The 22,807-nt window shown below is 65.7% G+C and carries 27 protein-coding genes; 15 read left to right on the top strand and 12 right to left on the bottom strand.

What is annotated here, in order from left to right; all coding sequences use genetic code 11:
• From KHY18_RS16590 to KHY18_RS16605, 4 genes are all read left to right on the top strand, one after another.
• The coding region (locus KHY18_RS16590; protein ID WP_213302169.1) for a peptidylprolyl isomerase at positions 1–580 on the top strand (580 nt) is incomplete at its 5' end.
• Between the two features lie 68 nt (positions 581–648).
• Positions 649–1,155 (top strand): peptidylprolyl isomerase, encoded by a 507-nt coding sequence (locus tag KHY18_RS16595; RefSeq protein WP_213302172.1) that lies wholly within the window; start codon positions 649–651, stop codon positions 1,153–1,155.
• A gap of 103 nt (positions 1,156–1,258) precedes the next feature.
• Positions 1,259–2,074 (top strand): UDP-2,3-diacylglucosamine diphosphatase, encoded by an 816-nt coding sequence (locus tag KHY18_RS16600; protein ID WP_213302176.1) that lies wholly within the window; start codon positions 1,259–1,261, stop codon positions 2,072–2,074.
• Entirely contained in the window at positions 2,071–2,895 is an 825-nt protein-coding gene (locus KHY18_RS16605) for a M90 family metallopeptidase (protein WP_213302179.1), read from the top strand. The genes KHY18_RS16600 and KHY18_RS16605 overlap by 4 nt, the downstream gene beginning before the upstream one ends.
• A 3-nt stretch (positions 2,896–2,898) precedes the next feature.
• On the opposite strand, the gene KHY18_RS16610 is transcribed toward KHY18_RS16605, so the two are convergent.
• The 5 genes from KHY18_RS16610 to KHY18_RS16630 form a co-directional block, all read right to left on the bottom strand.
• Complete coding sequence (locus KHY18_RS16610; protein ID WP_213302318.1) at positions 2,899–3,552, bottom strand: alpha/beta hydrolase; 654 nt, start codon at positions 3,550–3,552, stop codon at positions 2,899–2,901.
• A gap of 66 nt (positions 3,553–3,618) precedes the next feature.
• Positions 3,619–4,026, bottom strand: coding sequence for an alternative ribosome rescue aminoacyl-tRNA hydrolase ArfB (gene arfB / locus KHY18_RS16615; RefSeq protein WP_213302182.1), 408 nt, complete (start codon positions 4,024–4,026; stop codon positions 3,619–3,621).
• Positions 4,023–4,877, bottom strand: coding sequence for an alpha/beta fold hydrolase (locus KHY18_RS16620; protein WP_213302185.1), 855 nt, complete (start codon positions 4,875–4,877; stop codon positions 4,023–4,025). The genes arfB and KHY18_RS16620 overlap by 4 nt, the downstream gene beginning before the upstream one ends.
• Positions 4,871–5,314 carry a type II 3-dehydroquinate dehydratase gene (gene aroQ / locus KHY18_RS16625; RefSeq protein WP_213302188.1) on the bottom strand — a complete coding sequence of 148 codons (444 nt, stop codon included), beginning with the start codon at positions 5,312–5,314 and terminating at the stop codon, positions 4,871–4,873. The genes KHY18_RS16620 and aroQ overlap by 7 nt, the downstream gene beginning before the upstream one ends.
• Positions 5,315–5,378: 64 nt before the next feature.
• Positions 5,379–5,771: a hypothetical protein gene (locus KHY18_RS16630; protein WP_213302191.1), complete on the bottom strand. Its 393-nt coding sequence runs from the start codon at positions 5,769–5,771 to the stop codon at positions 5,379–5,381.
• A gap of 191 nt (positions 5,772–5,962) precedes the next feature.
• Here KHY18_RS16630 and KHY18_RS16635 point away from each other — a divergent pair, with 191 nt between their 5' ends.
• The 3 genes from KHY18_RS16635 to KHY18_RS16645 all read left to right on the top strand — a co-directional run bounded on the left by KHY18_RS16635 (position 5,963) and on the right by KHY18_RS16645 (position 9,680).
• On the top strand, positions 5,963–7,777 hold the full coding sequence (locus KHY18_RS16635; RefSeq protein WP_213302194.1) for a glutamine--tRNA ligase/YqeY domain fusion protein: 1,815 nt from the start codon (positions 5,963–5,965) through the stop codon (positions 7,775–7,777).
• Positions 7,778–7,848: 71 nt separating this feature from the next.
• The gene (locus KHY18_RS16640; RefSeq protein ID WP_213302197.1) at positions 7,849–8,784 is read left to right on the top strand and encodes a class I SAM-dependent methyltransferase; all 936 of its coding nucleotides are present in this window, start codon (positions 7,849–7,851) and stop codon (positions 8,782–8,784) included.
• Positions 8,785–8,825: 41 nt separating this feature from the next.
• Positions 8,826–9,680 (top strand): M23 family metallopeptidase, encoded by an 855-nt coding sequence (locus KHY18_RS16645; protein WP_213302201.1) that lies wholly within the window; start codon positions 8,826–8,828, stop codon positions 9,678–9,680.
• A gap of 5 nt (positions 9,681–9,685) precedes the next feature.
• On the opposite strand, the gene KHY18_RS16650 is transcribed toward KHY18_RS16645, so the two are convergent.
• A complete protein-coding gene (locus tag KHY18_RS16650; protein ID WP_213302321.1) occupies positions 9,686–10,237 on the bottom strand; it encodes a DUF2242 domain-containing protein in 552 nt (183 codons plus the stop codon).
• A 309-nt stretch (positions 10,238–10,546) separates the two neighbouring features.
• On the opposite strand from KHY18_RS16650, the gene KHY18_RS16655 reads away from it, so the two are divergent.
• A complete protein-coding gene (locus tag KHY18_RS16655) occupies positions 10,547–11,374 on the top strand; it encodes an META and DUF4377 domain-containing protein (protein WP_213302204.1) in 828 nt (275 codons plus the stop codon).
• 37 nt (positions 11,375–11,411) lie between these two features.
• Here KHY18_RS16655 and KHY18_RS16660 read toward each other — a convergent pair whose 3' ends face one another.
• Positions 11,412–11,750, bottom strand: coding sequence for a MoaF-related domain-containing protein (locus KHY18_RS16660; protein WP_213302209.1), 339 nt, complete (start codon positions 11,748–11,750; stop codon positions 11,412–11,414).
• Positions 11,751–11,989: 239 nt separating this feature from the next.
• On the opposite strand from KHY18_RS16660, the gene KHY18_RS16665 reads away from it, so the two are divergent.
• Positions 11,990–13,261, top strand: a complete 1,272-nt coding sequence (locus tag KHY18_RS16665) for an MFS transporter (RefSeq protein WP_249729178.1) — start codon at positions 11,990–11,992, stop codon at positions 13,259–13,261.
• A 4-nt stretch (positions 13,262–13,265) separates the two neighbouring features.
• On the opposite strand, the gene rarD is transcribed toward KHY18_RS16665, so the two are convergent.
• Positions 13,266–14,153, bottom strand: coding sequence for an EamA family transporter RarD (gene rarD / locus KHY18_RS16670; protein ID WP_213302211.1), 888 nt, complete (start codon positions 14,151–14,153; stop codon positions 13,266–13,268).
• Between the two features lie 157 nt (positions 14,154–14,310).
• Here rarD and KHY18_RS16675 point away from each other — a divergent pair, with 157 nt between their 5' ends.
• Positions 14,311–15,123 carry a pseudouridine synthase gene (locus tag KHY18_RS16675; protein WP_249729179.1) on the top strand — a complete coding sequence of 271 codons (813 nt, stop codon included), beginning with the start codon at positions 14,311–14,313 and terminating at the stop codon, positions 15,121–15,123.
• On the opposite strand, the gene KHY18_RS16680 is transcribed toward KHY18_RS16675, so the two are convergent.
• Complete coding sequence (locus KHY18_RS16680; RefSeq protein WP_213302218.1) at positions 15,062–16,012, bottom strand: DHH family phosphoesterase; 951 nt, start codon at positions 16,010–16,012, stop codon at positions 15,062–15,064. The genes KHY18_RS16675 and KHY18_RS16680 overlap by 62 nt on opposite strands.
• 65 nt (positions 16,013–16,077) lie before the next feature.
• On the bottom strand, positions 16,078–16,524 hold the full coding sequence (locus KHY18_RS16685; protein ID WP_213302221.1) for a hypothetical protein: 447 nt from the start codon (positions 16,522–16,524) through the stop codon (positions 16,078–16,080).
• Positions 16,525–16,730: 206 nt separating this feature from the next.
• On the opposite strand from KHY18_RS16685, the gene KHY18_RS16690 reads away from it, so the two are divergent.
• Positions 16,731–17,288 carry an MgtC/SapB family protein gene (locus KHY18_RS16690; RefSeq protein WP_213302224.1) on the top strand — a complete coding sequence of 186 codons (558 nt, stop codon included), beginning with the start codon at positions 16,731–16,733 and terminating at the stop codon, positions 17,286–17,288.
• 129 nt (positions 17,289–17,417) lie between these two features.
• On the top strand, positions 17,418–18,614 hold the full coding sequence (locus tag KHY18_RS16695; protein ID WP_213302227.1) for a M20 aminoacylase family protein: 1,197 nt from the start codon (positions 17,418–17,420) through the stop codon (positions 18,612–18,614).
• Positions 18,615–18,638: 24 nt separating this feature from the next.
• Here the strand turns inward: KHY18_RS16695 and ylqF are convergent, their stop codons facing one another.
• Complete coding sequence (gene ylqF, locus KHY18_RS16700) at positions 18,639–19,604, bottom strand: ribosome biogenesis GTPase YlqF (RefSeq protein ID WP_213302230.1); 966 nt, start codon at positions 19,602–19,604, stop codon at positions 18,639–18,641.
• Positions 19,605–19,687: 83 nt separating this feature from the next.
• Between ylqF and KHY18_RS16705 the strand changes: the two genes are divergently transcribed.
• Both KHY18_RS16705 and KHY18_RS16710 read left to right on the top strand, forming a co-directional pair.
• Entirely contained in the window at positions 19,688–19,981 is a 294-nt protein-coding gene (locus KHY18_RS16705; RefSeq protein ID WP_249729180.1) for a hypothetical protein, read from the top strand.
• An 8-nt stretch (positions 19,982–19,989) separates the two neighbouring features.
• Positions 19,990–20,193, top strand: a complete 204-nt coding sequence (locus KHY18_RS16710) for an oxidoreductase-like domain-containing protein (RefSeq protein WP_213302327.1) — start codon at positions 19,990–19,992, stop codon at positions 20,191–20,193.
• 121 nt (positions 20,194–20,314) lie between these two features.
• On the opposite strand, the gene gshA is transcribed toward KHY18_RS16710, so the two are convergent.
• On the bottom strand, positions 20,315–21,844 hold the full coding sequence (gshA, locus tag KHY18_RS16715) for a glutamate--cysteine ligase (RefSeq protein WP_213302233.1): 1,530 nt from the start codon (positions 21,842–21,844) through the stop codon (positions 20,315–20,317).
• 607 nt (positions 21,845–22,451) lie between these two features.
• Between gshA and KHY18_RS16720 the strand changes: the two genes are divergently transcribed.
• Positions 22,452–22,748, top strand: a complete 297-nt coding sequence (locus KHY18_RS16720; RefSeq protein ID WP_213302236.1) for a 2Fe-2S iron-sulfur cluster-binding protein — start codon at positions 22,452–22,454, stop codon at positions 22,746–22,748.
• Positions 22,749–22,807: the final 59 nt, after the last annotated feature.

Here is a 22,807-nt window from a genome sequence, read left to right on the forward strand (position 1 = left end):
TTCCCGCAGAAAAACCACTTTCGCGCTGGCCGGTCTGGCCCTGTCCACCGGCCTGTTCGCGGCCACCGGCGCCAGCGCGCAGACTTCGCCCCAGGTCGAACTCAAGACTTCGCTGGGCGCGATCGTGCTCGAACTCGACCCTGCCAAGGCGCCCAAGACCGTCGCCAATTTCCTGCAGTATGTGAACAGCAAGCACTACGACGGCACCATATTCCACCGCGTGATGGACGGCTTCATGATCCAGGGCGGTGGCTTCACCGCCGACATGCAGCAAAAGCCCACGCAGCCGCCGATTCCGCTCGAAGCGCGCAACGGCCTGAAGAACGACAAGTACACGGTCGCCATGGCGCGCACCGGTGACCCGAACTCGGCCACGGCCCAGTTCTTCATCAATGTCGCGGCCAATGCCTCGCTCAACGCGCCCCAGCCCGACGGCCACGGTTACGCGGTGTTCGGCAAGGTCGTGCGCGGCACCGACGTGGTCGACAAAATCCGCGCGGTCGCCACGGGCAATCGCGGCATGCACCAGAATGTGCCCACGACGGCAGTGACCATTCTCTCGGCGCGCGTGCTGCCCTGAGAATCGTCTGAGCGGCCTGTCTGGGCCACAATGCCTCCCCCTTTTCCACCCCATCCAAAGGAACTCCCATGAGCAACCCACAAGTTGAACTGCACATCGCCGGCCAAGGCGTGATCACCATCGAACTCGACGCCGAAAAGGCGCCCAAGTCGGCCGAAAACTTCCTGGCCTATGTGAACAAGGGCTACTACAACAACACGATTTTCCACCGTGTGATTCCCGGCTTCATGGTCCAGGGCGGCGGTTTCGAGCCTGGCATGACGCAGAAGGACAGCGACGCGCCCATCGAGAACGAAGCCAAGAACGGCCTGAAGAACACCAAGTACACCCTGGCGATGGCACGCACCAGCGACCCGCACTCGGCGTCGGCCCAGTTCTTCATCAACGTCGCCGACAACGGCTTCCTGAACCACACCGCTCCCAGCGCCCAAGGCTGGGGCTACGCCGTGTTCGGCAAGGTGATCAAGGGCACGGAAATCGTCGACGCAATCAAGGGCGTGAAGACCGGCCGCAAGGGCTTCCATGACGACGTGCCCCTGACCGACGTCGTGATCGAAAAGGCCGTGGCCCTGTAAATGGCACGACCGCTGCCTGCATGCGCCGGCCAGCGCCGCCTTGGTGCGGCGCTGCGCAATATGGCGCGCAGGCAGTTTTTCCGGCCGCATCGGAAAGCCGCCCATGCCGCATCCTGATGCGCCCGCCCTGCCCTCGGCCCCCGCAGCGTTCGAGCTGCGCGTGCCCGCCGAGTGGCAGCGCCTCGAATTCATTTCCGACCTGCATCTGCAGGCCGGCGAGCCGCGCACCGTCGCTGCCTGGCTCGATTACCTGACCCATACGACGGCCGACGCCGTATTCATGCTCGGCGACCTGTTCGAAGTCTGGATAGGCGACGACGTGCTGGACGATGCGCAGAGCTTCGAAGCGCAATGCTGCGCGCGCATGCGCGCGATCGCGCAGCACAAGGCCTTGTTCTTCATGCAGGGCAACCGCGATTTCCTCACGGGTCAGACGTTTGCCGAGCGCAGCGGCTGCACCTGGCTCAGCGACCCCACGGTGCTCGAATTCGCGGGCCGGCGTTATCTGCTGAGCCATGGCGACGCGCTGTGCCTGGACGACACCGACTACCAGCGCTTTCGCGCGCTGGCGCGCACGCGCGCCTGGCAGGACGCATTCCTGCAGCAGCCGATAGAAACGCGCCGCGCCCAGGCGCGCGGCATGCGCGACCAAAGCCATTCGCACCAGCGCGCGGCCCTGGTCTACGCCGAGCTCGACAGCCAGGCCAGCATTGCATGGCTGCAGGCCGCGCGCGCGACCACGCTGGTCCACGGGCACACCCATAGACCGGCCGACCACGACCTGGCGCCGGGCCTGCGGCGCGTGGTGCTCAGCGACTGGGACCTCGACGCCACGCCGGCACGCGCCGAAGTGCTGCGACTCGATCGCGCCCAGGGCCTGCAACGCCTGCCCTGGCCAGACGCCGGCGCCGCCGCATGAAGCCGCCTTCCGCGCTGCAGCGGTTGTGGAGCCGCCTGCGCCGGCGCTTCGCGCCCCTGCCCGAAATCGACGCCGGCCTGTGGCTCGCTGCCATACAGGCCTATCCGTTCCTGCACGCCCTGCCCCTGGCCGACCAGGCCAAGCTGCGCGCGCTGGCCGCGCTGTTCCTGCAGCGCAAGCAATTCCATGGCGCGCATGGCCTGGTGGTGACCGACGCCATGGCGGTGCAGATCGCCGCCCAGGCCTGCCTGCCGCTGCTGCATTGGGGCACGCCGCGCGAAGCGCTGACCTGGTATGACGACTTCGTGGGCATCGTGGTCCACCCCGGCGAAGCCGTGGCGCGGCGCGAGTCCGTGGACGAAGCCGGCGTGGTCCATTACTACAACGAAGTGCTGCTGGGCGAAGCCATGGAAGGCGGGCCCGTGATGCTCAGCTGGCAAGCCGTGAACGACAGCCGCCACAGCGCGGCCGAAGGCACGAGCGTGGTGATTCACGAATTCGCGCACAAGATCGACATGCGCAACGGCGCGGCCGACGGCTGCCCGCCGCTGCCGCCGGGCTTCATGGGCAGCACCGGCACGCGCGCGGCGCGCGCGCTGTGGCATGCGGCCTGGGAGCCGGCCTATGAGCAGTTTCGCGAACAGGTGATCATTGCCGAGCGTTTCGGCGGCGCCCAGCCCTGGCTCGACAGCTATGGCGCGACGGCCCCGCCCGAATTCTTCGCCGTGGCCTGCGAAGCCTATTTCGTCAATCGCGCGCAGTTTGCGCAGGAATTCCCCACGCTCGCGCCGCAGCTCGCGGCGTTCTTCGGCAGCGCCTGACGTTCAGCGCAGCGCGTCCAGCCACTGCATGCTGGCCTGCAGTTCGTCGGGGCGGATTTCATGCGCGCTCGCGTACTCGTGGTAATCGAGCGCCAGCGGCAGGGCCTGCACGTGGTCGCGCATGGTGTGGGCACTGGTCAGCGGAATCACGTTGTCGTAAGTGCCGTGGCTGATCCACAGCGACTTGCCGGCGAACGCCTCGGCCGGTGCCTGCAACGAACGCACTTCGGGCAGCAGACGGCTGTGCCAGACCATGGCCGCGCGCAGCGACTGGGGCTGGGTCAGCAGCGCCGAAAGCGCCATGATGCCGCCCTGGCTGAAGCCGCCGAGCACCGTGCGCTCCGGCGGAATACCGAGTTCCTTTTGCGCCTGCGCCAGCGTGCGCTCGAGTTGTTCACGCGCGGTGCGCTCCTGCGCGACGTTGATGTGGCGCGTGCCATTGGTGTCGACGGTGAACTGGAACCAGGCATGGGCCTGCGGGCCCATGGGGTAAGGCGCGCGCAGGCTCAGCACATGGAAATGCGCGGGCACATAGGACGCCAGGCCAAACAACTCCTGTTCGTTGCTGCCCACGCCATGCATCAGCACCAGCAACCAGGGATCAGTGCCCTGCGTCAGGGGCGCGCGCTGGAGAAATGCCAGCGGCAGATCGGTCAATTGGTTCATGGCATTCCTTTTTCAACATTCTTGCATGCGAAACCGCGGTTGCAGCGCGGTTTCGGCTCATTCACCGCGCAGCTTGCCGCGCAAGGCCTTGGTCTCGCTGCGCTGGCTTTTTCCTTCGAGCCGGCGCATCTGCGAGCCGCGTGTGGGCCGCGTGGCGCGGCGCGCCTTGGGCGGCTTGGCCACGCTGCGCACCAACGCTTCGAGGCGCTCGAGCGCATCCCAGCGATTTTGCTCCTGGCTTCTATATTGCTGGGCCTTGATGACGACCACGCCCTCCTGGGTGATGCGGCTGTCGTTCAAGGCCAACAGCCGCTCCTTGATCGCCTCGGGCAGCGACGAAGCGCGGATGTCGAAACGCAGGTGCGCGGCCGACGAGACCTTGTTGACGTTCTGACCGCCGGCCCCCTGGGCGCGCATGAAGCTGAATTCGACTTCGCGCTCGTCGATCAGGCCCGGATCGCTCATCGCCCGCCCGCCTCCAGGCAAGCCAGCAACACCTGATCAAAGCGTTCAGGCTGCTCGAATTGCACCCAATGGCCGGCATCGGCAATCCATTGCAGGCCTTCGAAATGCGGTGTCGTCGCGGCCAGCGCCTGCTCCAGCGCGGCATGGCGGCCCAGATAAAGCGCGTCATGCAGACCATAAATGGCGTTCACCGGGCAGACAACCTGGCCCAGCGCCTGGGCCAGGACATCAGTCTGCGACAGACGCCGGCGCGGCAGGCGATCGCGCAGCACATTCTGCACATGCAGCGCCAGCGTGTCGGCGTCTATGCGCGCCGGGTCATGCAGCATCAGCGCCTGCAGGTTGTGCCTGTGGGCCTGCTCCCGCGCCTTCTCGCTTTCCAGGTGGCGCCAACCCAGCAGGCGCACGGCCTTGTCGCTGCTGGCCCAGATCGCTGGCGCGCCGACAACCACCAGCTGGCGCACGCCCTGCGGATAACGCGCGGCCAACATGCCGGCCGTCATTGCGCCGAACGAAAACCCGACGAGATCAAAGCTACGCTCCCCCAGCAGCGACCGCAGGCCGGCATGCAAGGGATCGAGCATGGTGTCGGCGTCCTGCCCTCCAGGCACGCCATCGGAGTCGCCAAAGCCCGGCAAGTCGGGCACCCAGACTTCACGGCCCGTCGCCGCCAGCGCTTCGATGTTGCGCAGCCAATGGGTCCAGCTGCCGCTGCCGCCATGCAGCAGCACCAGCGGCACGCCGCTGCCGCCCTCGCCCCAGACATGCCAGACAATCTGCGCGCCGTCGGCAATCGGCGTGGTCGTGCGCCGCGCCTGCGCCTGGAGCGCCGCGATGGCGGTGTTCACCATTGCGCGACGGCGTCTATCGCCAGGCTGTAGCCGGCCACGCCGAAACCGCACATCACGGCGCGCGCCGCGGCCGACAGGTAGGAATGATGGCGAAAGCTTTCCCGCGCATGCACGTTGCTGATGTGCAGCTCGACCAGCGGCACGCCCGTGCCCTTGACGGCATCGAGCAAGGCCACGCTGGTGTGCGTATAGGCCGCGGCATTGAGGATCAGGCCCGCGAGCTGGCCCTGCGCATGCAGGCGGCCGGCTTCGTGGATCCAGTCGACGAGCTGACCTTCGTGGTTGCTCTGGTGGAAAGCGAGCGCCAGGCCATGGCGCGCGCAGGCCTGTTCGCACAGGACCTGCACGTCGGCCAGCGTGGCCGACCCATAAATGGTCGGCTCGCGCGAGCCCAGCAGATTGAGATTGGGGCCGTTCAGGACATAGACAGTTTTCACACAATACTCCGGACGTCAGACCGCCGGATTATGCGGGTCCCAGCGGCCGCTGGCTGCCGTGGGCTCAGCGATGGCCGTGGCGATGCAGCTCGCGGCGATCGTGGTGGCGGTGACCATGACCACGGTGCTTGTCGTAATGGCGCGGGTGGTCACGATAGTGGTGGGGCCGGCCGTAATAGCCGCGGTGCGAAGGCACGACGTACACCGGAGCGGCCTGGTAAATGGGGCGCGGCGCGTAATACACCGGCGGAGGCGGCGCGTAATACACCGGGCCGGAAGCGACGTAGACGGGCGGCGCATTGGCAATGCCCACGGCAATGCCCGGCGACTGCACGCCCACCGACCAGACCACATCGCGCGCCTGGGCTGCACCGGCGCCGGCCAGCGCGGCCAGGGCCATGGCGGCACCGGCCACACGCGCACGCCACGATTTCAGCGAAAGCTTGGTTGTTGTCATCTGGAACTCCTTGTTCGAATCGGCATGCCGGGATCGGCCTGCCGCAGCGCAAAAAGCACCGCTTGAAGTACTTAACGCGCGACCATGGCAGTAGGATGGCCTAAAACCACGATGAAATTGTTTCTATTCGCGACGAACAAGTTTCCGTTGGTAAGAACCCCTCTGTCGGGCCTCGCGCCTAAAATGCTGCAATGAGTTCTTCCGACGCCATCAACACCCCCCCAGAACCGGTCAAGCCGAGTAACTTTCTGCGCCAGATCATCGAGGCCGACCTGGCCCGCGGCGCACATGCCCAGCGCCGCTGGGGCGGAAGCCCTGGCGATGCCGCCCATCACGCGGCCGGCGAGCCCGACCCCGCCAAGATCCGCACGCGCTTCCCACCCGAGCCCAACGGCTATCTGCACATCGGCCACGCCAAGAGCATTTGCCTGAACTTCGGCCTGGCGCGCGATTACGGCGGCATCTGCCATCTGCGCTTCGATGACACCAATCCTGAAAAGGAAGACCAGGAATACGTCGACAGCATCATGGATGCCGTGCGTTGGCTGGGCTTCGACTGGGCCCAGGGCGGAGAAGCCCCGGGCCAGGCCGCGCCCTACCAGGCCAGCGACTATTTCGACTTCATGTACCGCGCGGCCGAATACCTGGTCGAGCAGGGCCTGGCCTATGTCGATGAGCAGACGGCCGAAGAAATGCGCGCCAACCGCGGCGACTTCACCAAGCCCGGCACGAACAGCCCGTTCCGCGATCGCACTCCGGCGGAAAACCTCGAGCGTTTTCGCGCCATGCGCGACGGCAAGCTGGCCGATGGCGCCGCCGTGCTGCGCGCAAAAATCGACATGGCCGCGGCCAACATCAACATGCGCGACCCGGCGATCTACCGCGTGCGCCATGCAGAACACCACAACACCGGCAACAAGTGGTGCATCTACCCGATGTACACCTTTGCCCACCCGATCGAAGATGCGCTGGAGCACATCACGCATTCGATCTGCACGCTGGAGTTCGAAGACCAGCGCCCGTTCTACGACTGGCTGCTCGACCAGTTGGTCACCGGCGGCCTGATCGCCGCGCCCCAGCCGCGCCAATATGAATTCGCGCGTCTGAACCTGACCTATGTGATCACCAGCAAGCGCAAGCTCAAGCACCTCGTCGACAACGGCATCGTGCAAGGCTGGGACGATCCGCGCATGCCCACCGTGGTCGGCCTGCGCCGCCGCGGCTACACGCCGCAAAGCCTGCAGACCTTCTGCGAGCGCATAGGCGTGACCAAGGACTACAGCTGGATCGACTACGCCACGCTCGAAGGCTGCCTGCGCGAAGACCTCGAGAACCAGGCCCACCGCGGCATGGCCGTGCTCGACCCGGTCAAGCTGGTACTCGAGAACTGGGACGACGTCATGGGCGCGGGCCACCTCGAGCCCTGCACCCTGCCCGCGCTGCCCCACCCGCCCGAAGGCCAGGAGCCCGCGCTGCGCCACTTCACCATCGGCCGCGAAGTCTGGATCGAACGCGAAGACTTCCAGGAAGTGCCGGTCAAGGGCTACAAGCGTCTGTTCCCCGGCAACAAGGTGCGCCTCAAGGGCGGCTATGTGATCGAGTGCACTGGCTGCAACAAGAATGCCGACGGCGAGATCACCGAGGTGCTGGCCCAGGTCGTGCCCGACACCAAGAGCGGCACGCCCGGCGCCGACAGCGTCAAGGTCAAGGCCGCGATCACCTGGGTGGGCGTGGCCGACGGCGTCGCCGCCGAAGTGCGCATCTACGACCGCCTGTTCACCGACGCCCAGCCCGATGCGGGCGGCAAGGACTTCCTGACGCTGCTCAATCCCGACAGCCTCAAGGTCGTGACCGCGTTCGTCGAGCCTTCGCTGGCCGACGCCGCGCCCGACACGCGCTTCCAGTTCGAGCGCCACGGCTACTTCGTGACCGACCGCCAGGACCATGCGGCAGGCAAGCCGGTGTTCAACAAGATCACCGGACTGAAAGACAGCTGGGGCAAGTAAGCCCGGCATCCGACGCCCGCAAAGGCTGCCGCTGGCAGCCTTTTTCACTTTTACGGAAATCCGACGACACCATGCAAGCCCTGCTCGACGCCATCGCCACGATGGAACTGCCCACCGATGCCCGGCGCATCTTCCACGGCCGCGGCGGCCTTTTCCCGGGCTGCGAACAATGGGCGCTGGACGCCTACGCGCCCGTGCTGCTGCTGACCAGTTTCAAGCCCGTGGCTGACGAGGAACTCGCGACCATAGGCGCGGCGCTGGACGCGCGCTGGCAGCAAATTGGCGCCGACACGCCGCTGAACTGGGTGTTCCAGTGCCGCTACGAAGGCCAGAGCGACACCCGGCTGATGGCCGGCAGCGTGCCCGAGCCGCATGTGGTGACCGAGAACGGCACGCGCTACCGCGTGCATGTGCTCAAGGGCCAGAACCACGGCCTGTTTCTCGACATGGCCGAAGGCCGGCGCTGGGTGCGCGAGCATGTGGCGGCCCACCCCGAACTCGAACGCCCCGGGCTCAAGGTGCTGAACCTGTTCGCCTATACCTGCGCATTCTCGGTCGTGGCGCGCCAGGCCGGTGCCCGGCAGGTGCTCAATCTCGACATGAGCCAGGGCGCGCTGGCCATAGGCCAGCAGAACCACCAGATCAACGAGATCAGCGACGGCGCGAGCTTTCTCGCCCACGATATCTTCAAGACCTGGGGCAAGATCACGCGCGGCGGCCCCTACCATCTGGTCATCATCGACCCGCCCAGCTACCAGAAAGGCAGCTTTGTCGCGACCAAGGACTACGCCAAGCTGATGCGCCGCCTGCCCGACCTGCTGCGTCCCGGCGGCCATGCGCTGCTGTGCCTCAACGCGCCCGAACTGGGCCAGGACTTCCTGCAGAGCCAGATGCAGGAACTCGCGCCCGAACTCGCCTTCGTCGAACGCGTGGCCAACCCCGCGGTGTTCGCCGATGTCTCGCCCGAGCGCTCGCTCAAGGTGCTGGTCTACCGCGCACCCGGCTGAGACCTACGAACCAGGGCCTGGGACGGCGGCACAATGGCGGTATGCACCTGACCCACTCCTTTTTGTCGCGGCGCACGGCGCTGCAAGCCGCACTGTGCACGCTGGCCAGCCCCGCAGCCTTCGCAGCGCCTGCCAAGTTCGACATCTGGCCGCAAGAATCGCGCGTGCCCGGCGGCGTCGCCCGGCTGTCGCTGGGCCCCTCGCCCCAACGGCCCAAAGTACAGGCGGGCGACATGCCCGCGATGGTCGTGGGAGACATGATCGAATGGACGGCCATTGTCGGCATTCCGCTGTCGGCCGCGCCGGGCCTGCACCGCGTTCAGGTGGAGAGCAGTGACGGCAAGCGCAGCCTCGAATACACGGTGCGCGACAAGCGCTATCAACAGCAGCAGCTCAAGGTCTCGCCCAAGACGGTGGACCTCGCGCCCGAAGACCTTGCGCGCCATGAACGCGAGCGCGCCCACCAGCAGCAAGTGATGGCGCTGTTCACCGCGCCGCGCAGCGATGACCTGCGCATGCGCGTTCCCGTGCCGGGCCGGCGCTCGAGCTCCTTCGGCCTGCGCCGGGTGTTCAACGGCCAGGCGCGCAATCCGCACAGCGGCATGGACATCGCCGCGGCGACGGGCACGCCCATCGTCGCCCCGCTGCCGGGCAAGGTCGTCGATGTGGGCGATTACTTCTTCAACGGCGGCACGGTCTGGCTGGACCATGGCGCGGGCCTGCTGAGCATGTACTGCCATCTGAGCCGCACCGACGCCAAGCTGGGCGATGTGCTCGCCACCGGACAGGCCTTTGCCGCCGTGGGCGCGACCGGGCGCGTGACCGGGCCGCATCTGCATTGGGGCGTGATGCTCAACCAGACCATGGTCGACCCCGCGTTGTTCGTGCCCGCGTAAGCAGCTTATTCTTCAGGCAGCGCTTCCGACTGCAGGAAGCGCTTGACCAGATCGAAGAAGTTTTCGTAGAAGGCGTCGACCGCGATGGTCTCGCTGCCAACCTTGATCATGGAGTCGTTGCTGGCCGCGAACGGCAGCGACACCGAGCCCAGCGCGCCCACGCCCAGGCTCGCGGAATTCGCGCTTTTCTTCAGCGCGTAGCGGTCCTGCAGCGCGGTCACAAAGCCCAGGCTGATGCCATGATCGGCGCTTTCGGGCACGCAGACCACGCGGATCAGCATCTGCAGATGCACTTCGGGTTCGGGCTGAAAGCTCTTTTGGCCCTCGACCAGATCGGTGCGCGCGTTGTTGATCATGTAGCCCTGGCTCAGCAGCGCGCGGCGTGCGGCCTCGCAGGTTTGCGCGGGCGTCGCATCGAACAGCCGTGAATAAGTGGCGGTGGAAGAGAAATCTTCCTGCGACTTCACGCGCTTCATCGGCTCGCTGCTGCAGCCCGCCAGTGTCCCGGCCAGCACAAGCCATGCCACCGGCCAGAGGCTGCGCCGCCATCCGCCCATCCGTGTCTGCTTCACCACCAGGTGCTCCTTGTTCAATCGGTTACAGACGACTTTGTCTACCCGCAAAATGCTATCAAATTTTATAGCACACTGATGGCATCGACGTTGCCCTACGGGTTACAGATCTGGAGTTCCTGTAGCCTGCGCATACGCCCTCCACCAACACGGCGCCTATGCGTACAAGCCCAGGCGCGGCCGTCCCACAGAGGACTGCTTGACCCAACTACGCAAGCGTCAGCGGTGGAGATTGCATGCTTGCAACTGTTGCAAAATTTTCAGCCGACACGGCTGGCATTGAAAGGAAACGCCATGCGATTTTTGGGAATTTTGGCCTTGTCGGCCGGCATCACGGCCTGCGCGACTTCACAGACCGCAACCCCCGACACCGGCGCCGATGCCGCCACGCTCGAGGCCTACCATTGGCAATTGCGTGAAGTCCGCAACGCCCAGGGCCAGCCGCAGTCGGGCTGGACCCTGCCGCCCGCCCCGGCCGCGGCCGGCGTTGCGCCGCCGGACGGCGCGCGCACCGTGGTGCTGAACTTCGCCCAGAACCAGGTGTCTGTCGGCCGCCTGTGCAATGCGCTGGGCGCAAGCTACAGCCTGCAAGGCAATGCGCTGCATATCGGGCCCGTGCGCGGCACGCTGATGGCCTGCCCCGACTCCGCGGCGATGGTGCTCGAGCAGCAGGTCGGCCAACGGCTGCCACAGGCCAGCCAATGGCGCATCGCCACGCCCGCGCCCCAGGCCGGCAGCACGCCGACACCTGTGTTGACGCTGGTCTTCTCGGACGGCGGCCAGTGGGTGCTCGAAGGCGCGCCCACCAACGCCACGCGCTACGGCAGCGCGGGCGAGCGCATGTTTCTCGAAGTCGCACCGCAGCGCGTGGCCTGCAGCCACCCGCTCATTCCCAACTACCAATGCCTGCAGGTGCGCAAGATCGAATATGACGGCCAGGGGCTGAAGACGCGCGTCGGCGAATGGGAAAACTGGTATGGCGACATCCAGGGCTATACGCACCAGCCCGGCGTGCGCAATGTGCTGCGCATTCAGCGCTACCCCGTGGCGAATCCGCCCGCCGATGCGCCGGCTTTTGCCTATGTGCTCGACATGACCGTCGAGTCGGAAATCGTGCGCTGATCGGCGGCGAAAGCGCAGCCCCCGTGGGGCGGCGCTTTCAGCGGAAGCGGAAGTGTCCGTCGACGAACATCGACGCGCGCTGCGCGCCGTTGGTGTTCTCGTCGGTATAGGACCAGAAAGCCTTGACCGTGCCGCGCGCGGTGTCGACCACCTGGCTCACGGTGAAGCCGCTTTTTTCAATCCAGTTGAGAAAGTGCAAGGTGTCGCTGAGCTGCAGATAGCTCAGGCGTTCACGCCCTTCGGACGTACTGCCCTTGCAGTCGGTGACTTTCCAGAACAGCACGCCCTGCGGTGAGTACTGCACGACGGCCTGGCTGTCGGGAAAGTCGATGATGGCCTCGCGTCCCAGGAGAGAGCTGGTGTTGAGCAACGACATGGCGCGGTTCCTTTGCAGGTTGAATAAACCACTCACTGGGCAGGCAACTGGTTGAGATTGTTGGATGCAAAACTGGCGAAAAAATGTGGGAATAGACCTCGTTCCCGAGTCAGCCAAATTGCAGCCTCCTACAGCACGCGCGCCGCGCTCAGCAGCCGGCGCGGCTTTGGCGCACAATCTCGGCGCGTGCCGGGGCCGCCTTTTCATGGCCCGCGCGCCTTTCCAGACAGGTCCGCGCTTTGGCTTCTCCATTCTCTCTTTCCGCTTCTGGCGCCCTGCGCCAGCCTGGTTTTCTTCCTTTTCTCACCGCACGCCTGCTGGGGGTCTTCGCCCAGCAGATGCAGGCCGTGGTCGTTGCCTGGCAGGTCTATGACCTGACGCGCGACCCGCTGTCGCTGGCCTACGTGGGCCTGGCGCAGTTCCTGCCCATGCTGCTGCTGTTGATTCCCGCGGGCGATCTGAGCGACCGCATGAGCCGCAAGCGCATCCTGGGCGCGAGCTGGAGCGTCGCCGCGCTGTGCGCCGGCCTGCTGTTCTGGCTTTCGGCCCAGCACACCACCAACGTCCACCTGATCTATGCGGTGCTGGTGCTGTTCGGCTGCAGCCGCGCGTTCACCGGCCCGGCGATGCAAAGCCTGCTGCCGCAGATCGTCGCGCGCGAGCACCTGGCCCAGGCGCTGGCCACCAACAGCATGCTGATGCGCACGGCCTCGATTGCCGCGCCCGTGCTCGGCGGCGTGCTCTACGCGCTGGGCGGCGGCGAACTGACCTATGGCTGCGCGATGATCGCGCTGGTGCTGGCGGTACTGATGCTGATGCGCGTGCCGGTGCTGCATGCCATGCCGCGCACCGCGCTGACCGGCCGCATGTGGCAGCGGTTCGGCGACGGCATACAGTTCATTCGCAGCCGCCCCATCATCCTGGGAACGATTTCGCTGGACCTGTTCGCGGTGCTGCTGGGCGGCGTGATCGCGCTGCTTCCTATCTACGCGCACGAAGTGCTCAAGGTCGGCCCCGAAGGCCTGGGCATGCTGCGCAGCGCCATGGCCATAGGCGAAGTGGCCACCGGTCTGTGGCTCAGCGCCCGCCCCGTGCGCCGCCATGTGGGCCGCGTGATGTTTGCCGCCGTGGCGGTGTTCGGCCTGGCCAATCTGGTGTTCGCGCTGTCGACCTGGTTCTGGCTGTCGATCGCCGCGCTGATGCTCGCCGGCGCGGCCGACATGGTCAGCGTCTATATCCGCTCGGCGCTGGTGCAGTTTTCCACGCCCGACACCATGCGCGGCCGGGTGAATGCGGTCAACATGCTGTTCATCGGCTCGTCGAACGAACTCGGCGAGTTCCGCGCGGGCAGCAGCGCGGCCCTGCTGGGCGCCGTGCCCGCAGCGATCGCGGGCAGCCTGTGCACGCTGGCCGTGGTCGGCGGCTGGATGACCTGGTTCAAGCCGCTGCGCGACGTGGACCGCCTGGAGGACGCAGCGCGTATCTCGGGCGCGCCCGAAAACCAGGCCTGACGACTCAGCGCCGACGCTTGCGCTGGCGCAGCAACTGCGAAATGCCCTCTGCGAGCAGCACGGCAATCGCCGCAAACACCAGCGCATAGGTAGGCCACTGGCCGGGCTGCAGGCTTTCGCCCAGCAGCAGCGCGACCAGCACCAGCAGCACGGGCTCCACATACGACAGCAGCCCGAACAGGCCCAGCGGCAGCCAGCGGCTCGCGGCCATGTAAAGCGCCAGCGCCACGGCGCTGACTACGCCCAGCAGCGGCAGCAGCGCCCACAGCGCGGGGTTGTCGGCCAGCAGCGCCCAGCTCGAAGGCGCGCGGCCCATGAACCACAGCGCGGCCGGCAGCAGCAAGGCCATGTCCAGCCAATGGCCCACGACGCCCGGAATGTCCAGGCGCCGGCGCAGGGCGAAATACACGGGATAGCCCAAAGCCACGATCCAGGTCTCCCACGACATTCCGCCCGCGAACCAGAGCTCATGCGCCACGCCCAGCGCCGCGAGCAAGGTGGCCAGCGACTGCGCGCGCGACAGGTGTTCGCCATAGACCACGCGGCCCACCAGCACCATCGTCAGCGGCAGCAGGAAATAACCCAGCGACACCGGCAGCGCGCGCCCATGCAACGGCGCCCACATGAACAGCCACAGCTGCACGCCCAGCATGGCCGCGCTCGCGAGCAGCGCCAGCGCCAAAGCCGGGCGCGCGCAAACGCGCCGCCAGACCGCGGTCAGCAGCGCGGTTTCCCCCAGCCACAGCAACATGAGCGTCGTGAACGGCAACGTCAGCAGCACGCGCCAGCCGAAGATCTGTTCGCCATCGAGCGGCGCCAACCAGGGAGAGAACGAATAAATCGCGCCGAACAACACCGATGCGAGCACCGACGCGACAATGCCTTTGAGCATTCAAACCTCTCCAATGCGGCGCACCGCGACAATCCAGTTTCGGGAAAACCCTCAATTGTGACCGCAGCGCACGCGCACCGCAATGGTGCACACCCCGCTCCCGGCTGGTCTGGCTTACAGTGCGGTCCCGCCCCGCCTTTTTCTCAGGACCCGCGCCTTGCCCGATCTGCCGCCCACCGACCACGCCCCCGCCCTGCATGTGCTCTGGCGCGACGAACACTTGATCGCGGTCTACAAGCCCGCGGGCTGGCTGGTGCACCGCACCGGCCTGGACGCGCACGAAACGCGCTTCGTGATGCAGACGCTGCGCGACCAGATAGGCCAGCGCGTGTTTCCCGTGCACCGGCTCGACAAGGGCACCTGCGGCGTGCTGGTGATGGCGCTGCATGCCGACGCGGCGCGCGCGCTGGGCCAGGCGTTCGAAAACCAGCAGACGCACAAGCGCTACCTGGCGCTGGTGCGCGGCTGGCTGCCCGGCGAACTGTATGTGGACCACGCGCTCAAGCCCGATGACGCGCCTGCCGATGCGCCCGTGCAATCGGCGCAGACCATGCTGCGCTGCCTGGCGCGACTGAACTGGCCCGAGGCCTACGATCCGCGCCATGCGGGCACGCGGCTGTCGCTGGTCGAAGCCCTGCCGCTCACGGGCCGGCGCCACCAGATACGCCGCCACCTCAAGCATGTGGCGCACCCCATCATCGGCGACGCCACGCATGGCAAGGGCCCGCTCAACCGCTGGTGGGCCGAGCGCCTGGGCCAGCAGCGGCTGTGGCTGCATGCGCAGTCATTGAGCCTGCCGCACCCGGTCAGCGGCGAGATGCTGCATTTGCAGGCCGATTGGCCCGCACTCGCGCAGCATGTGGCCGAAGTGCGTGATTGGCAGGCCTTGATGGCCTTGCCGGGGTGGGTTACTGCGCCGCATCCGGGTGCAGCGCCACCGGTTCAGGCTGGGCCACAAACGTCCCGCTGAGCAGTTCGCCCAGGCGGGCAATGGGCATCTTGAAACCGCAGGCCTGGGCATGGCCGCCGCCGCCCATGGATTCGGCCATGGGAATGCAGTTGAATTCGGAGCGCGAGCGCAAGCCCACCTTGACGCCGCTGGTGCTCGCATTCCACATCAGCGCGAACGTGCCGCTTTGCTTGGCCAGCAGATCGCCGACCTGGCTGTGGAACATGCCGGGCGCGTTGACCATCAGGCCCGCCACGCCATTGAAAACCACGGGCTGCGCGCCTTCGGCGATGTCGGCGCAGAGCTTCTGGTACTTCTCGTCCATGGCATCGCCACGCGCCATGAAAGCGATTTCCTGCTCGGGCGTGAACGCCGCGATTTCGGCCCAGCGCTCGAAAGTGCGCGGCTCCATGTCGAGCGCGGCGAGAAACGCCGGGCTCTCGGGGTACTGCCAGGTCCAGATGTCGCGGTCTTCGATGCAGCGAATCAGTGCCGGCACGGGCTTGTCGAATTGGAAGAACTCCCAGGCCAGGCGCGCGCCCGACTTGTGCATGTCGAAATGCACCACGCCGCAGCGGCAGGAGTAGCCGTGCAGCTTCTCGGCCGCGCTCTTGTGGTGGTCCAGCAGCACCAGCTTGGAAACGCGCGATTCGATTTCGGCCAGCAGCTCGGGGCCGAAAGCGAAGTCGAGCACGTAGACCGCGCGGCCCGCGAGGTCGCCCAGTTCGTCGGCGCTGTTGATCTCGCCATGGTCGAGACCGCGGAATTCGGCCTGGCCTTCATAGAACAGCCAGGCGGCGAGCGCCGCGCCATAGCCATCGGGGCAACGGCGTCCGTGGTACAGGATCAGGGGACGGGGGTCGTTCTTCGCGGGTCCGACCAGCAACTGCAGGGGCAAGATAGTTTTCATATTGGCGCCGATTGTCGCGCGTCTGGCGTTTGGATGCTGGGCAATAGCCGGCGCCAGCGCACGCTTCAATCTTCGCCGTCCTCTTCTTCGGGATAGTCGTCATCGTCCTGGTCGGGCACCAGTTCCTCGATGACCAGTTCGCGGTAATGGAAGGCGGCGGTCGCGCCGTAGGCGTTGAGCACTTCGGCGACTTCATGCGCGTCGTCATGGCCCAGCGCCACGAGCAGACCGTGATGGCCTTCGTGCGCGAGTGCGCCTATGCGCTGCACGATTTCCCCTTCCAGGCCGGCCGACTGCAATTCGTTTTCTTCCACGCCCAGCGTGGGCACGATGTCGGTCAGCACGGTTTCGGGCGTGGCGTGGCGCACCGCGCCGCCATAGCCCAGGGCATGCAGCGCCTCGGCCGCGGCATGGGCCACATCGTCGCTGGGCACCATCGCGAACACATGGCCGGTGGGGTAGAAAACGCCTCCCATGGAGGTCATGCTGGAATCTAGAGAGAACGGGGTCATGGTCATCTCCTCGGCAACAGGAGCCACCACTAAACCACAAGGTCCGCGTCTTGGCTATAGGCCAATGCAGCGAAATGTGCGCGCGCCGGACGTAGGCCTGGGCGCACACGCGATGCCGGTCTGCGCTGCCCTGTGGCGTCGGCGTTGTGGCGCACAGTCGTTGCCGCAGCAGCGATTCCTGCGCAACCCGCTCCTAAGGATTCTTGATGGACCACTGGTGGAATATTGTCGGGCGCACCGTCGCCTCCGAGTTCGCAGACGTGAACGATATCGAGCAACTCACGCGTGTCGTGCTGCGGCTCACACTGGCGGCGCTGCTCGGCGGTCTGCTCGGTTGGCAGCGCGAAATCCACGGCAAGGCGGCGGGCATTCGCACGCACATGCTGGTGTCCATGGGCGCGGCGCTGATCGTCATGGTCGCGCAGCAGGCGGGCGGCAATGCGGCCGATCTGAGCCGGGTGCTGCAGGGCCTGATCGCGGGCGTGGGCTTTCTGGGCGCGGGCACGATTCTCAAGACCGACCGCAACGGCGACGATGTCGACCAGGTCAAGGGCCTGACCACGGCCGCGGGCATCTGGCTCACAGCGGCCATAGGCGCCGGCGCCGGCATAGGCAAGGAAGTGACGGCCGTGCTCAGCACCGTGCTGGCCTTCGGCGTGCTGAGCCTGGTGCCGTTGCTCGCGCCCGCAGTGCGTGCCGCGGCCAACGAAAATGCCGAAAAGCACAAGGAACATGCCGAACGCAAGGCGGGAAATGCACCTTAAAACCGCTATACCGCTGTGCCATTGCCGCACCAAAGGACTGGGCGCGCTGCGCGGCCGGATAATGCTTCATTGATTCTGATTTGCCGCAGTCACCGGCGATCCCTGCCCGGTGCAGCTGCGGCCTTCTGTATGCACACGACTCCCGACATCACTCCCCATCTTGGCCAGCTGCTGCGCTTTCGCCATGACTTGCACGCCCACCCCGAGCTCAAATACGAAGAGCACCGCACGGGCGACAAGGTGGCGGCCTATCTGAAGGCCCTGGGCCTGAACGTGCACCGCGGCCTGGGACAGACCGGCGTGGTCGCAACCATCCACGGCAAGGGCCGCAGCGCCGAGAACCCCGGTCGCAGCATAGGTATACGCGCCGACATGGACGCGCTGCCGGTGCAGGAACTCAACAGCTTCGGCCACATCAGCACCCACCCGGGTCGCATGCACGCCTGCGGCCACGACGGCCACACGACCATGCTGCTGGGCGCGGCCACGCTGCTGTCGCAGCAACCCGACTTCGACGGATCGGTGCACCTGATTTTCCAGCCCGGTGAAGAAGGCGGCGCGGGTGCGCGCGCAATGATGGAAGACGGGCTGTTCACGCTGTTCCCCTGCGAAGCGGTGTTCGCGCTGCACAACTGGCCGCTGCTGCCCGCGGGCAAGATGGCGGTGCGTGTCGGCCCCATCATGGCTTCGGCATTGCGCTTCGAGATCCGCATCAGCGGCAAGGGCGGCCATGCGGCCATGCCCCACACCACCATCGATCCAATTCCCGTGGCCTGCGCGCTCGTGGGCCAGCTGCAGACGCTGGTGTCGCGCAGCACCGACCCGCTCGACAGCGCGGTGGTGACCGTGGGCCAGATCAATTCAGGCACGGTGGAAAACATCATTCCCGACGACGCCGTGATCTACGGCACGGTGCGCACGCTGCAGACCAGCACCGAGAAGATGATGATAGACGGCCTGCACCGCATCAGCGAGCATGTGGCCGCGGCGCATCTGTGCAAGGCCGAAGTCATCATCAAGCCCGGCTACCCCAACACCACCAACCATGCGCATGAAGCCCGCTTCATGGCCGGTGTGATGCGCGAGATCGTCGGCGAAGAGAATGCCGACGGCGACATCCTGCCCGCGCTCACGGCCGAAGATTTCGGCTTCATGCTCGAAGTCGTGCCCGGCGCCTATGGCTGGATAGGCAACGGCCCCAACGGCAAGACCGGCGTGGGCCTGCACAACCCGGCCTACGACTTCAACGATGAAAACCTGGACCGCGGTCCGCGTTTCTGGGATCTGCTGGCGCGCCGCTGGTTTGAAACCCCAACCGTGAAATAAAGCAATGGCGCGCCTTTCGGCCACTCAGGCCGAGGGCGCTGCCGGTTTGCGATTACGGATGCCGGTCTTCTTGGGCTTGGCGCGCGCGTCCTTCTTGGCCTGGCGCAGCGCGTCGAGTTCCATGCCCTTGGTGAACCATTCCTCGTATTCCGCGGGCGTCTCGAGCGTAATACGCCCGAGGTTGTGGATGCGGAAATCGGTGATCACGATTTCGGCCGCCTTCTGCACGTTCACGCGCCCGCCGGTCATCACCGCGCCGCGCTTGCGGCCCACCGCTTCGAGCAGTTCGTCGTCGGGCAGCGCGGCGATTTCGGCATCGGTCTGCGTGAGCTTGTAGCGCTCGCGCAGGTTGGGCGCGTAGTTGCGCTGCGCATAGCGCAAGAATTCCAGCGCCACCAGCTCTTCGTCATAGGCATTGCGGCCCACGGCGCCGCTCACGGCCAGGTTGTAGCCGCTTTGCTCGACCGAAATGCGCGGCCACAGCATGCCCGGCGTATCCCACAAATAAAAGTCATCGGCCAGCACGATGCGCTGCTCGAGCTTGGTCACGCCGGCTTCGTCGCCGGTCTTGGCCTGGCCCTTGTTGCTCATCGAGTTGATCAGCGTCGACTTGCCGACGTTGGGCACACCGCAGATCAGCACGCGCATGGGCTTGGCCATGCCGCCGCGACCCGGCGACAGCAGCTGGCAGGCTTCGATCAGCCGGCGCGTGGGCGTGGGCTCGGACGCATCGAGCGCGACGGCGCGGGTTTCGGGCTGGGCGTTGTACCAGTCGAGCCACGTCACGGTGCGCGCGGGATCGGCCACGTCCTGCTTGTTGAGGACCTTCAGCCGCGGCTTGTGGCCCGTGAGTTCCTGCAGCAGCGGGTTGGCGCTGGAGCCCGGCAGGCGCGCGTCCAGCACTTCAATGACCACGTCAATGTCTTTGATGCGCTCGGCGATCGCCTTGCGTGTGAGATTCATGTGACCGGGAAACCATTGAATGGCCATGGGGCAATACTTTCTGAAGATTCGTCGCTAACAAGGGGCGCAAGGATAATCGGGTTCTGCTTTTTTCACGCACCGGTCGCTACATGTCCATACCAAACTCCATTCCCGCCCAGCACCAGGCCAACAACGACCTGCTGATCAAGGGCGTGACCTGCGCCATCATCGGCCTAGTCGTGCTCGTCGCGCCATTCTTCATGCAAGCCAGCGATCTGAGCAACCTTTTCCGCCAGGGCTACATCGTCGGCTGGTTCGCGCTGGCACTGGGCGCGGCCTTCGTCATCCAGGGTCTGGTGCGCCGACGCAAGACCATGCAGGCCGAAGCCATGCTGGAGACCAAGACCACCTACACCGCCGAGCGCAAGAAGAACAAGCGCTGATGGAGACCATGGCCCCGGCGCTGCAGGCCGCTTGCGCGGCATTCGCGCGCTACCAGACACTGGCCGAACAAGCCGGCGTGGCGCTGCGGCCCACGCCCATCCAACCCACCAGCTGCTGCGGCCGCGGCTGCAACGGCTGTGTCTGGGAAGGGTTTTATGACGCGGCGACGTTCTGGATCGAGGACGCCGAGACCGCGCTGACTGCCGCTTAGAGCCGCTAACACAACCCTTGCTGCGTCGTTGCGTCGCCTTGTCGTGCCACTTGCACTGCCTGCGGCGCCGCGCCTAGCACCAACCGCAAATCTTCGATTTGCTGGGTCGTGTGAGCGGCTCTTAGCCCAGTTCCTGGGGTGCCATGTAGCGTTGGCGCCATTCCTCGAAGGGCAGCGTATCGGCGGCTTCGCGCTCGCGCTGCGCCACTATCGATTCCTGCGCCTGGGCCTGGGCCTTGGCCTGCTGCTCGGCGGTCCAGGGCAGGTTCAGCAGCGTCTCGCGCGCCAGCTCCGACTGCGCCAGCGTGAAGTCGAGAAAACTGCTGTCGTACTGCTCGACCATGGTGCGCAGCACCTGGGCCGAAGGCGTGGTTTCGGGCGCGGCAACGCGCGCCTTGGCCAGGGCCAGCGCCTGGCTGTAATCGGTCGTGCCATGCGTCTGGTCCAGCGACGCGGCCAGCGGCGCGCAGGCGCTGAGCACTTCATCGGCCCAGTCGCTCAGCAGCACGTCGCGCCCGCCGCGCTGCAGATGCAGGCCGGGCTCGCGACCGCGCTCGGCGGCCAGATGCTGGTTGTGCTTGAGTTCGGCGATTTCCGCGGGCGTGTCGGGCGGGCTGTCGCTGAGCAGGCAATGCAGCAGGAACACGTCGAGCATGCGCATGGTGCTTTGCGCAATGCCCACGGGCTCGAACGGATCGAGATCCATCAGCCGCACTTCGACATATTCGACGCCGCGCTCGCGCAGCGCGTGCAGCGGCCGCTCGCCGCTGCGCACCGTGCGCTTGGGGCGGATGGTGCCGTAGAACTCGTTCTCGATCTGCAGCAGGCTGGTGCCCAGCTGGTTGTAGTCGCCACCGGGGTTGCGAATGCCCAGCTGCTCATAGGCCGGATAAGGCTGAGTCAGCGCTTCGTGCAGCGACTTGGCGTAGCCGTCGAGGCCGTTGTAGCTGACGTTGATCGCCGCCTGCGCATCGCTCTGGTAGCCCAGGCGGCCCATGCGCAGCGAAGTCGCATGCGGCAGGTGCAATGTGCGGCCGCTCGCGTCGAGCGGCTGCAGGCTGTGCTCGCGGCCTTCGACAAAGCACGAACACAGCGCGGGCGAGGAACCGAACAGGTACAGCAGCACGAAAGCGTGGCGGCGGAAATTGCGGATCAGCGCGAAATACTGGTCGCTGTCGACACCCGGCAGCGACCAGTTGTAGTGGATGCCTGAAATCATCTGCATGCGCCGGCCGTAGCGGTGGCCCAGGCCCATGCGGTAGACGCTTTTAGAGCGGCCGGCGTTCGACGAGCCGTAGCGCGCCAACGGAATGGTCTCGTCGGTGGGCAGTCCGCAAGGCATGCTCGACACCCACAGCATCTCGTTGCCGGCCTGCTTGAGGCTATGGTAGACATGCTGGTGGACTTCGATCAGCTCATCGAGGCATTCATCGACGCCGCGGTGGGCGCCGGTGATCAGCTCGATCTGCGATTCGCTGTAATCGGTGGTGATGTTCGGATGCGTCAGTGCCGATCCCAGCGCAATCGGGTGCGGTGTCAGCGCCAGGCCCCCTGTAGGCAGTGCGCGCAATCCTTCCTTCTCGATGCCACGGCGGATCTGCGCCAGGCGGTCGGAGGTGGGGACTGGCAAGAGCTCCTGCGATTTATTCATTCTTGGGTACCGATACAACTGGGTGGGAGCCGGAACTTAGCACGCCCAGCCCGGACGCCGAGATAATAGAGAAATGCCTGCCTGCGCGTGGCGCGGTTACAGATATTCACGTGCGCGCGTCCTGTCTCCCTGGCACGGTCGCGCACGCTAACGCAGATTGTGATGGGGTTGCAGATTGCCTGCTTGCAGCCCAACGCTGAAAAATGAGGCAGCCTGTCATCCATCGTACAAAGTTGTTACCGGGTTTTCTGGACAAGCATGTGCACAACTTTCGTTTTTCGCCGTTTAACTGCCGTAAGTCATTGATTTCAAAAGAACCAACTCTGTTTGCTTAAAAAACAGGCAGCACCGACAATGCGCGGGCACCGGCGTGCAGAAGCCAACGCCAAGGCACTCAACCAAGGGTTAACCCTTTGTCCGGTTGCAGTTATGCCCGACAAAACTGGACAATCATGTGGATAAGTTTCGGCAATCGCTGTAAGAGCCACGCAAGCTGTTGATTTGCCTGGAATTTATCCACATTGCCTAAAAATAAGGCAGACCGCATACCCTTTCATGCGCGAAACCGCCTTCCGTCCTTGCCCCTTTTCTCCCCGCCCGACTGCGCATGAGCAACCCTTTCACTCCTGATTTCTTCATCGCCAAACTCACGCCCAGCGGCGCGCAATGCGACGCCTGGGCCGACCAGCCGCTGCTGCACTCGCTGGAACAAGGCTCGCTCGACTGGCCCAGCTCCTGCCGCAACGGCACCTGCCGCACCTGCATAGGCACTCTGGTCTCGGGCAGCGTGCGCTACGAGATCGAATGGCCCGGCCTGAGCGAAGATGAAAAAGCCGAAGGCTGCGTGCTGCCCTGCGTCGCCTACCCGCTGGGCGATGTGGTGCTGCAAGACCCTACGCGCTGAGTTCGCCGGGAATGCTCGGCGCGCGCGGCGCGCGGCTGGACTAAAATGCTCGTTTGAGG

The sequence above is a fragment of the Acidovorax sp. CCYZU-2555 genome (genome assembly GCF_018413525.1).
GTDB lineage: Bacteria > Pseudomonadota > Gammaproteobacteria > Burkholderiales > Burkholderiaceae_C > Comamonas.